We start from the raw sequence: 13,031 nt of genomic DNA, 5'->3' as shown, positions 1-13,031 counted from the left end.
CCAGTAATTTAACAGATATGAAAAAACTAAATATTTTCCTGACAGCATTTGCGCTCCTGACAGGTTTCAGCTCATGCGAGAATGAGCTTGATGTTGTCAATACAAACAACCAGACGACCTATGAGTTCGGAAATAATATATCCGACCTGCAGGAAGCCGTTATTGCGTGCTACAATCGTATCCGCCTTGAGGGAACATTTGCACGTGTGGGTTATACAATGGACGCTGTTCGCGGTGACGAAGTATGGAACTCCTCTCAACAATGGTACCTTGAATATGATAACCTAAACTCTCCTGGAACTATTGATATAGGTGACCAATGGATCTGGAGGGACTGGTATCATGTAATTAATCGGGCAAACTTTATCCTATCAAAGGTTGACAAAGTCTCTATGCCGGAAAAAACCTACAATCAGATTGCAGGTCAGGCATATTTCCTGAGAGGACTTGCATATTACTACCTTGCAACATATTACCAGACTGTACCACTGATTACAGACTACTCTGATTATATAGATATGAACTCACTGTATGCAGCTAATGTAACACAGGACGAGGTCCTTGATCAGGTAGAATCTGACCTAGGTAAAGCAATGACAATGCTGCCCTCTCGTGATGAAGGTGGCGAATGGGCTAAGGGAAGAGCAACCAGTGGTTCCGCAGCCGGTTACATGGCCCGTGCTCTTATGTTCAGACATAAATTTGCTGATGCCTATGAGATACTTAAGGATATAATAGCAGGTGAATATGGACACTATGATTTGATGCCTGATTACGGCGCAAACTTTATGGAAGGCCCTGAAAACGAAAACAATATCGAAAGCCTTTTTGAAGTTCAGTTCATGGACTTTGGAACAGGAGGAACCGATCAGGAATGGACCCCTGTTAACATCAGCCCACAGTCTACTCAGGGCCATGCAGTTGAAAGTAATTACGCATCCCAGGAATATGGAAGTTGGGGAGACCTTGCAGGTTCTCCATGGCTGTACAATCTATACAAGAAGGAAAGAACTACAGACAACAGACTTGATCCCAGACTTTACTGGACACTTGTTACCTATGAACCAGAATATGACAGCTATACAGGTCTTACTACTGCAGCATATCCTGATGGAGACCCCAGAAAGAATGTTGTCTACAAGGCTTCTGTAACAAGAACTCCTTTGTCAAATACTGCTCAGGGAGGTATATCAATAGCAAAATTCACCTATGCAAGGGCCGATAAAACTGAAGCAGTTACCACTGGGCTTCACTGTGGTATCAACATAAGGCTTATGAGATACAGTGATGTTCTGCTAAGAGCTGCAGAATGTGAAAATGAACTTCATGGACCCACTCAGATTGCAATAGATTATATAAATCAGGTACGTGAAAGAGTGGCTCTGCCACCGCTGCAACTAGATGATTTCCCAACTGCAGATCACTTGTTTGAGCAAATAGCTAACGTTGAACGCCCAAAAGAATTTGGTTGCGAAAATGGACGTGGTATAGACCTGCTGCGCTGGGGCTTTTTCTATGACGAAGGTCGTCTCCAACAGCTGAGACAACATGGATTTTACAGACTGCCAGGAACTGGTGAACAACCTGTTGCAGGTACTGATGAGTTGACAGAGGAAACAGCAACCCGCTCTACTTACGACTCATATTACAAGGGGCACGAGTACTTCCCGATTTTCCAGGGAACCCTCAATGCTAATCCTAAACTGACAGGCAACTCAGCCAACAAAAGCTCTGACAACAGCACCAGCTTTAAAGAAAGATACAACATACGCCCTGTTGTTAACCTGAATGATTAAGTTGTGTACATCCTATGCGAGTCTTCCGACTCGCATAGGATGTCTCTACGTAAATAACACTATCATGAAAAAGAGATTTGTATTGATACTTATGGGTGGATTAATCACCTTCTCATTAGCTGGTTGCAAAGATGATAAGGATGATCCGGGAAAGGGGAAACCTCATGAGGGGGAATCCGAATGGACGGCACCGGACTATGCTGATGATTATTCCCCTATTTCCTCATGGACTCACAGAAGCAAATGGAACCTGGCAAATGTCCATGATCCTTCGGTAGCTTTCTACAAGGGCTATTATTATATGTACGCAACCGATGCGTCTTATGGTAACGAACACGAAGGGCATGGTCACTTTCAGGGCAAGCGTTCCAAAGACCTGGTCAACTGGGAATGGATTGGAGGCCCCTTCTATGACCCGCCAACATGGGTAGCTGACTCACTCAACGCCATCAGGCAACGTATGGATCTTGACCCTATTGAAAAGGACAAAATCAATTACGGCTACTGGGCACCGGTCGTGAGACGAGTAAATGTAGGTGGGGAAGAAAGGCTACGTATGTACTACTGTATTATTATCGACAACTATATTAAGAGTGGAAAGGCCAATACAAATGCCAACTTCGACGGAAGCTGGACTGAACGGGCTTTTATTGGCATGTGCGAATCAACTGACCCGGAAGGAGCCGTTTGGGTTGACAAAGGCTATGTTACCTGTTCTTCTTCAGATAGAGGTCTAAACTACAATCGTGCAAGTCTCAATGACTGGAACGGATATTTCTACTACAACGCAATCGACCCCACTTACATAGTGAGCCATGACAATAAGCACTACCTCATTTACGGTTCATGGCACAGCGGTTTTGCCCTTCTTGAGCTAGACGCCCAAACCGGCAAACCTGTAAAGGTGCAGGGAGAACCGTATGCCGAAAGTGCATCTGAACTGGAAGAAAGGTATGGACAAAGGGTTGGTACCCGTACACTCAGTTCCCGCTGGCAGGCCAGTGAAGCTCCTGAAGTAATCTATAAGGATGGTTACTATTATCTGTTTATTGCCTATGATGAACTTTCAGTAGCCTATAATACCCGTGTAGTAAGGAGTCAGAGTATCGACGGTCCCTATTATGATATTACAGGACGCAACTTCACTAATGGCGAAGGAGATACATATCCTATCGTAACTCACCCCTACAGGTTTAAAGATCATCCCGGATGGGTAGGAATATCCCACTGTTGTATCTTTAAAAAGGAAGGCTCCGATGAGTGGTTTTATATGTCACAGGGACGTCTTCCCGCCAATGCTTATGGTAATCCATATAGCAATGCTATCATGATGGGGCATGTTCGCCGTATTGTGTGGTGTCCTGCTTCTCTGGAAGAACCCGACAATCTTTGGCCGATAGTATTGCCAGAACGGTATGCAGCGGTGCCAGATTATGGCGTTATCACAAAGGATACTCTGGTTGGAAGGTGGGAACATATCAATCTCCAATACAGTCCGAAAAATCAAAACACATCGACAATACTGAATCTGAATGTAGATGGAACTATGTCCGGAGCTCTAAGTGGTACCTGGAGCTATGATGAAAACAAGAAACTTCTCAGGCTGGGAGATGTAATGGTCTGTGTGGAAAGGGAACTGGACTGGGAAGCAAATCCAAGAATACCAACAATTGTATATGCAGGTACGGGCAAGAATCTGAATGCCACTTACTGGGGTAAAAAAGTTGAGTAGCCTGCATGCAGAACAACTGTAAGAGAAAAATGTAAAAGAGGCTGCCCGTGTGGGCAGCCCCTTTTTATACTATTGAGATCTTATTATTCCAAACCGAACTTCATTACGGTTGTAGATTGATACTTTTCACCTGGTCTCAGGATAGTTGATGGGAACTCAGGCTTGTTTGGTGAATCCGGGAAATGTTGTGTTTCAAGGCAAAGACCTGTGTGTTGATGGTAAACTCTCTCACCACGTTTTTGTCTTCCGTTAAGGAAGTTGCCTGAATAGAATTGAATACCTGGTTCGGTAGTATAGATTTCCATCCAGCGTCCGCTCTTTGGATCCTTAAGTTTTGCAGCAAGCTTCATGCCCTCACCTTCTGCAAGTACATAGTTGTGGTCATATCCACCACGAACTTCTTCGATACGGGCACCAACAGTAGTAGCAACATTGAAATCGAATGGAGTACCTTCTACCGGTACCAATTCGCCTGTTGGTATAAGAGTCATGTCAACAGGAGTGTAAGCAGGTGCATTGATGTATAGTTCGTGATCAAGTATTGTACCTTCTCCTGCCAGGTTATAGAATGAGTGATTTGTAAGGTTTACCGGAGTTGCCTTGTCAGTTGTAGCTTCGTAATCGATGCTAAGTTCATCTCCCTTAAGAGTATAAGTAACAGTTACCTCCAGATTACCTGGATAACCTTCCTCACCGTCAGCACTCAGGTAAGTCAGCTTCAATGCTTGAAATGCTGAGTCATTGATAGCTTCTGCATTCCATACTACCCTGTCAAAACCCTTTACACCACCATGAAGATGGTTACTACCATCATTTGTAGCAAGATTGTAAGTAACGCTGTCAAGAGTAAACTGGCCCTGGGCTATACGGTTACCAAAACGACCAATTGTAGCACCAAAGAAAACCCTGTTTTGCTCATAATCAGCCAAATTATCAAAGCCAAGAGTTACATCGGTAAGGAGACCATCCTTGCCTGGTACTTCCAAGGACACTATAGTAGCACCATAGGTCATAATCTTAACCTTAATACCTGTAGTACTGGTCAGAGTGTAGATGTCGATTGCCTCGCCAGTGGAAAGTGTACCAAAGGATTCCTTAACGATTCCCTCTGGTTCCTTTGGTGTGTTGTTACAACTTACTGCAAGGCCGGCAAAAAGAATTGCAGCAGCAGCAAATGTCAGTAATGACTTCTTTTTCATAGATTCTAATTTTTTGTCTATCAATAATAACAGCAAAGATGCCATAAAATTACAGTTCCTGAAAAACAGTTAACTAAATTATAATGTAATTTTTACTCTGGAAAGCTATTCAGCAATTTTCTTAGCCCAAATAGAAGTTCCATCTTTCAGAATACCCGACAGCAGTATTGTCTCACACTCATTCTCCCAGTCCCATCCTGTAAAAACAGCACACTCATTGCCGTCAAGTTCAACATATTCACCATTATAAACCCAGGTGTTCAGTCCTGCTCCATCAATGCTGCCATTCCTTAAAAACTCAACTCTCCGTGACACGTTAAAAGCTTCTTTGCTGTATGTCCATCCGCCGGGACTTACCTGTCCCTGCCATAAAGGCGAAGGTTCTGGTATATCTCTTAGATGTATTATCTCCCAGGTTCCATACAATTCCTTTTTCTTTACTGCCCGCTGATTCAATCCGGCGTATCTCTCAGGTGAAAAAACTGGCCATCCTGAGCTTAACCACTTGATTTCCCTTACATGCATCAACATCATATTATTGTTGGGCGCGAGTCGTCCCTGATGCAAAACAAAATACCTTCCTCCATCATTTAGTATAGCACAATGACCGTTTCCCGACCACCCAGGATGATTTTCAAACATATAAGAATGGGTCAGAATAGGGAAATTGTTGGTACTATCAGCCATATCATGTCCAAACCAGTCGTAAAACGGACCATCAGGATTAACAGAGTGACCTACCCTGATATTATAAAAGCTAAACAGCGGCTCATATGATACAAACAGGAAGTATTGCTTCAACTCAGGGTTGTAAATAATCTCAGGAGCCTCAATAATACGGGTACCTCTATCTTCCCTGGTAGCAACCAGATGCCCCTGATCGCCGGGATGTAATGCAAATCCGGTATTCTCATCAATTTCAAGTGCATACAAACCGCCGAAGTATGAACCATAATGCATCCACAAGCGTCCTGTTACCTGATCCTTAACTAGCGAGGGGTCTATTGCATTCATTTCACTTCCGATAGTAGTGCTAACCACCATCCCCTTGTCAGTAAAAGGTCCCTCAGGCGAGGCAGATTCAGCCATACCAATGTATGAAGTATTGGCCCCGAAACTGGAAACACAGTAATACAACCTGTAAATATCCCCATGCCTGTAGATATATGGAGCCCAGATATTGTCTGCACCCCGGTTGCCTGTCTGTTCATGAACATGTCTGACAGCCTCAGGGGGAATTGAATCCAGGGCCCAACCTACAAACTCCCATCTAACCAGGTCAGCAGACCTCCTGATAGGTATGTTTCCAATCTTTTCCCCTGTGTCATTAAACTCAATCCCATTTCTTATATAGTAAGCATCTGTAGAATAGACATAGTAAAAACTATCTGTCTTTATAACAGATGGGTCATGCGCATTGGCCGCTCCCCATTTAGACTTGTTGGATACAGGTGTAAGGGCTGAATAATCATCCTTATATGGATTCTCTGTCAACGTGGGGCTGTCTGTTGTACAACCGACCAGTAACAACACCGAGGCTAGCAACTCCGGCATAGGGATAAAAGCAGAAATTCTCATTCCTCAACCTTTTTAGTTATTTTTTTCAGATTCTTCCATAAAAGTTGTATAATCAAATGTATTTATTATGCTCCACTGTCAGGAGGATATAGGTTTACAAGTGGGGGATTATTGGATAATTTACCGTGATAACTAAAGGCACATAGTGAAACACATTTCAAGCTTTGTATTTCTGTTAACCCTGTTCATCTCCTCAGGATTGAACATAGACCTTGCTTACGCAAAATCAATCTACAAGATTGAATACCTGACTATTGACCAGGGTTTGTCCCAAAACACGGTAAACAGCATCCTCAGGGATGCTGATGGTTTTATGTGGTTTGCCACAGGCAACGGACTCAACCGTTATGATGGTTACAGCATTGTATCTTTCTGGAAACCAGATCTTCCATCCAGCCTGGTAAATGCCCTTACTGAGAGTGAAGGGCACTTGTTATGGATAGGCTGTTCCTCAGGCCTTACCTGCCTCGATCGCCATACTGGTAAGTTTACCGAAATAGACCTTTCTGCTGAACTTGGTGTCAGACCCCATATAGCTGCTCTTACTACCGACAAGGAGGGCCGAATATGGGTGGGAAGTCTTGAACATGGACTCTTTCTGATAAGCAGAGATCATGAAAGTGGAGAATTACAAATCCGTAATTTCAATATGTCCAACAGTCAGCTATCTGGTAACCATGTTGCCAGCTTCCTTGAAATGAATGACGGCAGGATGTATATAGGAACCAATCACGGTATTTGCATAGCTGATAAGGCTGGCAGACAGATTCATCAATTTGCCAGAGCCGAATTATCCAACTCCCTTGTGCTTTGCATGATTGAAAGTATTGAAGGAGACCTTTGGGTAGGCACTTTCGCTGGTCTTTGGGTAATTCACCAGTCAACAGGTAAGAGCGAGCTGTATGTACACAACCCCAATGATCCAGGTTCACTAAGCCACAACTCTGTATATGATATAAGACAGGACTTTCGGGGGACTATCTATATTGGTTCCCTGGGGGGAGTGGACATCTTTCAGCCTTCTACAAACTCCTTCACCTCCTTGCCCTACAAGGATATTGACAACTTCTCCCTCAACAGTATGTTTGTAAGAAAGATACTTATAGATACAGACGGAAATGTATGGATAGGAACTGAAAAATAAAGGAGCAGAATGAATACATGCAGCATCAGGCTGAGATACTTAAGGAAGCAAACGAAAATCTGAAGATAAAAAGTAAACTGATAGAAGGTCAAAAAAGAGAATTGGAGGCAAAGAACAAAGAGATAATGGAGCAGCGTGACAGGCTGATTACACTTAACAAGGAGATAGAGAACATCAACCAAAACAGGATGCGCTTCTATACAAATATAACCCACGAGTTTAGAACTCCATTAACTCTTATTATATCACCTATCGACAGACTTATCAGAGAGTTTCACTTCCCCGGACAGGCCTTCGACATGCTTAATTCAATACAGAGAAATGCCAGGCGACTGAGTCTGTTGATTGATCAGTTGCTCATGTTCAGAAATATTGAAACCGGCAACCTGAAAATCAGAATTACAAACAAAGATCTGAAGGAGTTCATAACGGAAATATTCTCAGCATTTGACACCATAGCAAGACAACGGAGGATAGATTACACCCTCGAGATCCATCTTCCGGGAGGACCATATTGGTACGATTATGACAAAATGGAGGATATTGTGTATAACCTGCTGTCTAACGCCTTCAAATACACACCCGAGGGAGGAAGTATTAGGCTTACAATAAAAGAAGCGCCGTCGCGGAAAGGAAGCAGACCATCAATTTCAATCTCAGTAGCCGACTCGGGAGTAGGTATCAGTGATGACCAAATGGAACGTATCTTCGAAAGGTTCTACCGCAGCGCCAACGGGACCTTTGCAAAAGGCTCAGGTATAGGCCTCTCGCTTACCAGAGAACTAGTAGAGGCAATGAACGGAACCATCATGGTACAAAACAACTCCGGCAAAGGAAGCCGTTTTATTGTTACCCTCCCCTTCAAAAAGGAAGATTTTGAAGGGGCTGAAGTCAACGAAATACCAGTACACGACTTCACAGAAATGAGCAATAAGGTACAGGTGGTTATTGACAACCTCAGTGATGATGATGCTACATTCGAGCACTCTACTTTGAGTATATCTGAAACTCCGGTGGTTCTCGTCGTTGAAGACAATAAAGAGCTGGCACTATTCATTGCCAACTCTCTTAGCAGCCAGTACACCATGCTGCTTGCCGAAAACGGCAAAGCAGGGTATGAGATGGCCAAAAAGCACTCTCCCGACCTTATTATTTCAGATGTGATGATGCCTGAACTGGATGGAATAGAAATGTGTCGCCTGCTAAAGAACAATCTCTATACCAGCCACATACCCATTATCCTTCTGTCAGCAAAGGCACAGGTGGAAAACCAGCTTGAAGGACTCCAAAGCGGAGCAGATGATTATGTCCCAAAACCATTCAATCTGGAACTGCTAAAGGCAAAGATCAGTAATACTATTGAAGCCAGACTCAGGCTCAGGGCCATGTTTACATCACAGAAAGAGTTACCCAGAAATCTGGGTAACGGTCAATCACTGGATGACAAATTCCTCTCCAAGCTATATGAGGTGTTGGAAGCTTCTTACACAAATCCCGACTTTAGTGTTGAGCTTTTTGCGGATGCAATGTTTGTAAGTCGTTCACTGCTGTACAAAAAGCTAAAAGCCCTACTGGATCTTTCTCCCAACGATTTCATCACAGTGTACAGACTTAAGAAATCACTCCCTCTGCTAATGTCGGGCGAGATGTCAATCAACGAGGTAGCCTATACTATTGGCTTCAACGACCCAAAGTATTTCAGCAGGGTATTCAAAAAATTTTACAAAAAGACCCCAAGCGAATATATTGTACAGCAATAGATTAACCTTACTTAAACCAAACAGCGAAGCACAATACAGAGAAATTAAGGTTGAACAAAAAATCAAAATTGAAGTTTAGGCAATTAACTACTGCTTTATTTGTTTATTTGTAATAGAAACAATTACTTTAAACAATACCAGTAGAAAATTAAAAAAATATCCATATATTAATTCAGAAAATCTTCGGAACCATATGGTTAAATTCAAGGACATAGTCGACTTCTATATCGACGGTTTTTCCGACTTGTCCGACTGGTCAAGGGCCCTGTGGATTATAATTCTGGCAAAGCTCTTTATTATGTTTGTTGTTCTCAAGTTGTTCTTTTTTCAGAATGAAATGAAGGTAAGGTTTGATAATGACCAGGACCGGGCCAATCATGTAATTGAACAAATAACAATACCCTAAATTACATCTCTCTATGTTTGAAAATATTGACTTTACGCTGGTCAATTGGTCAAGGGCTCAGTTTGCCCTAACCGCCATGTTTCACTGGATCTTTGTTCCCCTCACCATTGGCATAACATACATATTGGCCTTTATGGAGACGATTTATTATCGTACCGGGGACCCGGAATGGAAGAGGATCACAAAATACTGGATGAAGATCTTTGGTATCAACTTTGCGATTGGAGTTGCTACCGGTATTATCCTTGAGTTTGAATTTGGTACCAACTGGAGTAACTATTCCTGGTTTGTCGGAGACATCTTCGGAGCTCCCCTGGCCATCGAAGGTATCATGGCCTTCTTTATGGAGAGTACCTTTATTGCAATTATGTTCTTTGGTTGGGATAAGGTAAGCAAGCGCTTTCACCTGGTTTCAACCTGGCTTACTGCCTTTGGAGCAAGTTTGTCAGCTCTCTGGATTCTTGTAGCCAACTCCTGGATGCAAAATCCCGTTGGCACAAAGTTCAATCCCGATATGGCTCGTAATGAGATGACCAACTTCTGGGATGTTCTGCTCTCTCCTACTGCTGTCAACAAGTTCCTGCATACGATAACTTCAGGTTTTGTACTTGCAGCTATCTTCGTCATCGGTGTCAGCGCCTGGTACCTTATCAAGAGGCGTGAGTTACTGCTGGCCAAGCGTAGTATAGTAGTATCAGCCAGTTTCGGTTTGCTAAGTTCCCTGATACTAATCGCAACAGGTGACAGTTCTGCCAAAGAAATTGTAAAGACCCAGCCTATGAAGTTTGCTGCCATGGAATCCCTTTATGAGGGCAAGGAAGGTGCCGGACTGGTAGCCTTCGGCATACTTAAAGGCAAGGATCTGCATAAGAATTTAGATGAGGATAGTCAGGCTGAGTTTCATATCAAGATAGAGGTTCCCTCTATGCTTTCTATTTTGGCCTATAACGATCCCAATGCATATGTGGCAGGTATTAAAGACCTGATCATGGGTAATGAAGAGCGAGGCATCATGTCTTACCATGAAAAGATCAGACGTGGCTATGAAGCTCAACAGGCTCTGGTAGCATATAAGAAAGCTCAGAAGGAAGATCCCGAAGGTGAAGAGTACAAGGCATTAAGGGCCAGGTTTGAGGATCCGGAATTTAATGACGATTATATGCGCTATTTCGGTTATGGTAATTATTATGACCCGGATCCCGAGAAGCTTGAAGCCAATGCCTTCAGGATGGTTCCCCCTATTTCTATGACTTTCTATGCCTTCCACATTATGGTAATGCTGGGCGGATACTTCCTCTTACTATTCATAGTTGTCTTATATCTGGTATTCAGGAACACCTTGCATACCAAGAAGTGGTTGCTGTGGATCTGTGTATGGACCATACCACTTGCCTATGTAGCATCTCAGGCAGGCTGGATAGTTGCAGAGGTGGGAAGGCAGCCATGGGTTATTCAGGATCTGATGCCGACCATGAAAGCCGTCACAAATATTGATGCTGGTGCAGTAATGACCACATTCTTCCTGTTTACCGTGGTATTCATCGGTCTATTTATAGCCGAGGTTAAAATTATGTTGAAGCAGATAAAAATAGGACCTAAAAAGAAAGAGGAGTAATACTATGTTTGAAACCATGTCACATCTTGCACTTCAGCATTACTGGTGGTTTATAATATCGGTACTGGGTGCCGTGCTCGTACTGCTGATGTTTGTGCAGGGAGGGCAGACACTGTTTGCCTGCCTTGCCAGGGATAATGATGAACGTACAATGCTGATAAACGTACTGGGCCGTAAGTGGGAGTTTACGTTTACCACTCTTGTAACTTTCGGAGGTGCATTTTTTGCTGCCTTCCCCCTGTTTTACAGTACCAGTTTCGGAGGGGCCTATGCCGCCTGGATAATACTGCTCTTTGCCTTTGTGTTTCAGGCAGTATCATACGAGTTTAGATCCCGTCCCAACAACTTTTTTGGTGCTAAAACATACGAAGTTCTCCTCTTTATAAACGGTCTGCTGGGAACCTTCCTTGTTGGTGTTGTAGTAGCCTCTTTCTTTACTGGTTCTCAATTCTTCATCAACGATATGAATGAATCATTCTGGCAATCACCATTAAGAGGTATAGAACTGCTATTCAACCTGCACAATCTGATGTTGGGTCTGGCTGTATTCTTCCTTGCAAGGACGCTGGGCCTGCTGTATTTCCTTAACTCAATCAGCGATGAAGCTCTTGAGTCTCGTATACGCAGCAAAGTGCCACGTAATGCAATTCCATTTGTAGTATCCTTTCTGGTATTCTTTATCTGGTTGCTCTTCAGGGACGGCTTTGCTGTGAATCCAGCCAATGGTGAGGTCTTTTTGCAAGCCAACAAGTACCTGCACAATTTCCTTGAGATGCCAATAGTAGGACTGCTCCTGCTTGCCGGTGTTGTCCTGGTACTGTGGGGTATCGGCATAAGCATCTTCACAAAGTCCAACAAGGGTATCTGGTACACAGGAGGTGGAACCTTCCTAGCCGTATTGAATCTGCTGCTGGCAGCAGGTTACAACAACACAGCCTTCTACCCTTCAAGTTACGACCTGCAAAGCTCTATCACGATAGTCAACGGCTCCTCAAGCCATTTTACCCTTACTGTGATGAGTTATGTATCTCTGCTGGTACCCTTTGTAATAGTATATATCTGGTACGCATGGAGGTCAATCAACAACAAACCTATGACCAGGGAAGAACTGAAATCGACAGATTCCCATATTTATTAACCGATCAAGAATTCGTTTATGAGTTATACATCTGCAATAATCTGGTATCTGCTCTGGCTCGTAGTAATAGTGGGTGGTTTACACACTGCCCGCTATGCGATTAAGGCCTTTGACAAGAAATGGAAAACAGTTACCCAGGAAGAAGAAAAGGAACTGGAGAATAAGGAGTAGGAACAAAGAGGTGTTAACCTCTCTGCTATATGATAGAAAAGCCCCGCGCCTACAGGCGCGGGGCTTTATTATTTAACCTTTATGCGCTGAATACTGCTGATCTTCTCCTTTTATATGATTAATCAGCCATGTCTTAAGGAAATTTGTCACCTCCAAAGAAACTACAAGTTTACCATCGTTGATACGATCATAAAATTCCTTGATCCTTCCTTCAAAATAGCGGTGCTTTTCCTGATGTTCAGCCAACCTTGGATAGTTGACCGACTTCATATACTCCTCTTCACTGGCAAAGTGGTATTTTGTGTAATCATACATCTCTTGTATAAGTTCCAAAAGACTCTCTTTAGGTTTGTTATCCCTCAGGCCTTCATAGAAATTATTCAGGATCTGAATCCACTTCTGATGCTCTGCATCCAGTTTCTCATTCTTGACTGTAAGCTCCTCTGTCCATTTTACTATCATATTCTCTCTATTTGAAGTTTGTCGCTAAAG

11 protein-coding genes are annotated in these 13,031 nt (G+C 43.2%); 8 read left to right on the top strand and 3 right to left on the bottom strand.

The features are described from left to right. The first annotated feature begins 17 nt into the window (after positions 1–17). Complete coding sequence (locus M9189_RS01960) at positions 18–1,796, top strand: RagB/SusD family nutrient uptake outer membrane protein (protein ID WP_250724243.1); 1,779 nt, start codon at positions 18–20, stop codon at positions 1,794–1,796. A gap of 64 nt (positions 1,797–1,860) precedes the next feature. Next, positions 1,861–3,528 (top strand): arabinan endo-1,5-alpha-L-arabinosidase, encoded by a 1,668-nt coding sequence (locus M9189_RS01955; RefSeq protein ID WP_250724242.1) that lies wholly within the window; start codon positions 1,861–1,863, stop codon positions 3,526–3,528. An 83-nt stretch (positions 3,529–3,611) separates the two neighbouring features. Here the strand turns inward: M9189_RS01955 and M9189_RS01950 are convergent, their stop codons facing one another. Continuing rightward, positions 3,612–4,727 (bottom strand): aldose epimerase family protein, encoded by a 1,116-nt coding sequence (locus M9189_RS01950; protein WP_250724241.1) that lies wholly within the window; start codon positions 4,725–4,727, stop codon positions 3,612–3,614. Between the two features lie 105 nt (positions 4,728–4,832). Then, positions 4,833–6,305, bottom strand: a complete 1,473-nt coding sequence (locus M9189_RS01945) for an arabinan endo-1,5-alpha-L-arabinosidase (RefSeq protein ID WP_250724239.1) — start codon at positions 6,303–6,305, stop codon at positions 4,833–4,835. 145 nt (positions 6,306–6,450) lie between these two features. On the opposite strand from M9189_RS01945, the gene M9189_RS01940 reads away from it, so the two are divergent. The 6 genes from M9189_RS01940 (at position 6,451) to M9189_RS01915 (ending at position 12,539) form a co-directional block, all read left to right on the top strand. Then, complete coding sequence (locus M9189_RS01940) at positions 6,451–7,449, top strand: ligand-binding sensor domain-containing protein (RefSeq protein WP_250724238.1); 999 nt, start codon at positions 6,451–6,453, stop codon at positions 7,447–7,449. A gap of 17 nt (positions 7,450–7,466) precedes the next feature. Continuing rightward, a complete protein-coding gene (locus tag M9189_RS01935; protein ID WP_250724237.1) occupies positions 7,467–9,209 on the top strand; it encodes a hybrid sensor histidine kinase/response regulator transcription factor in 1,743 nt (580 codons plus the stop codon). Positions 9,210–9,402: 193 nt separating this feature from the next. Further along, positions 9,403–9,615 carry a DUF4492 domain-containing protein gene (locus tag M9189_RS01930; RefSeq protein WP_250724236.1) on the top strand — a complete coding sequence of 71 codons (213 nt, stop codon included), beginning with the start codon at positions 9,403–9,405 and terminating at the stop codon, positions 9,613–9,615. Positions 9,616–9,628: 13 nt separating this feature from the next. Then, positions 9,629–11,230: a cytochrome ubiquinol oxidase subunit I gene (locus tag M9189_RS01925; protein WP_250724235.1), complete on the top strand. Its 1,602-nt coding sequence runs from the start codon at positions 9,629–9,631 to the stop codon at positions 11,228–11,230. A 16-nt stretch (positions 11,231–11,246) separates the two neighbouring features. Then, positions 11,247–12,368 carry a cytochrome d ubiquinol oxidase subunit II gene (gene cydB, locus M9189_RS01920; RefSeq protein ID WP_250724234.1) on the top strand — a complete coding sequence of 374 codons (1,122 nt, stop codon included), beginning with the start codon at positions 11,247–11,249 and terminating at the stop codon, positions 12,366–12,368. A gap of 18 nt (positions 12,369–12,386) precedes the next feature. Then, positions 12,387–12,539 (top strand): hypothetical protein, encoded by a 153-nt coding sequence (locus tag M9189_RS01915; protein ID WP_250724232.1) that lies wholly within the window; start codon positions 12,387–12,389, stop codon positions 12,537–12,539. A 72-nt stretch (positions 12,540–12,611) separates the two neighbouring features. Here M9189_RS01915 and M9189_RS01910 read toward each other — a convergent pair whose 3' ends face one another. Continuing rightward, positions 12,612–13,001 (bottom strand): bacteriohemerythrin, encoded by a 390-nt coding sequence (locus tag M9189_RS01910; RefSeq protein ID WP_250724231.1) that lies wholly within the window; start codon positions 12,999–13,001, stop codon positions 12,612–12,614. Positions 13,002–13,031: the final 30 nt, after the last annotated feature.

The sequence above is a fragment of the Xiashengella succiniciproducens genome (assembly GCF_023674465.1).
In the GTDB taxonomy this organism is placed as follows: Bacteria; Bacteroidota; Bacteroidia; order Bacteroidales; family Marinilabiliaceae; genus Geofilum; species Geofilum succiniciproducens.
The sequence above is the reverse complement of the archived record's forward strand: the minus strand, read 5'-3'. Positions and strand labels throughout refer to the sequence as shown.

Bases quoted from the DNA above. Each gene is read 5' to 3' on its own strand.
- M9189_RS01960 (WP_250724243.1), top strand. From the start codon at position 18: ATGAAAAAACTAAATATTTTCCTGACAGCATTTGCGCTCCTGACAGGT.
- M9189_RS01955 (WP_250724242.1), top strand. From the start codon at position 1,861: ATGAAAAAGAGATTTGTATTGATACTTATGGGTGGATTAATCACCTTC.
- M9189_RS01950 (WP_250724241.1), bottom strand. From the start codon at position 4,727: ATGAAAAAGAAGTCATTACTGACATTTGCTGCTGCTGCAATTCTTTTT.
- M9189_RS01945 (WP_250724239.1), bottom strand. From the start codon at position 6,305: ATGAGAATTTCTGCTTTTATCCCTATGCCGGAGTTGCTAGCCTCGGTG.
- M9189_RS01935 (WP_250724237.1), top strand. From the start codon at position 7,467: ATGCAGCATCAGGCTGAGATACTTAAGGAAGCAAACGAAAATCTGAAG.
- M9189_RS01930 (WP_250724236.1), top strand. From the start codon at position 9,403: ATGGTTAAATTCAAGGACATAGTCGACTTCTATATCGACGGTTTTTCC.
- M9189_RS01925 (WP_250724235.1), top strand. From the start codon at position 9,629: ATGTTTGAAAATATTGACTTTACGCTGGTCAATTGGTCAAGGGCTCAG.
- cydB (WP_250724234.1), top strand. From the start codon at position 11,247: ATGTCACATCTTGCACTTCAGCATTACTGGTGGTTTATAATATCGGTA.
- M9189_RS01915 (WP_250724232.1), top strand. From the start codon at position 12,387: ATGAGTTATACATCTGCAATAATCTGGTATCTGCTCTGGCTCGTAGTA.
- M9189_RS01910 (WP_250724231.1), bottom strand. From the start codon at position 13,001: ATGATAGTAAAATGGACAGAGGAGCTTACAGTCAAGAATGAGAAACTG.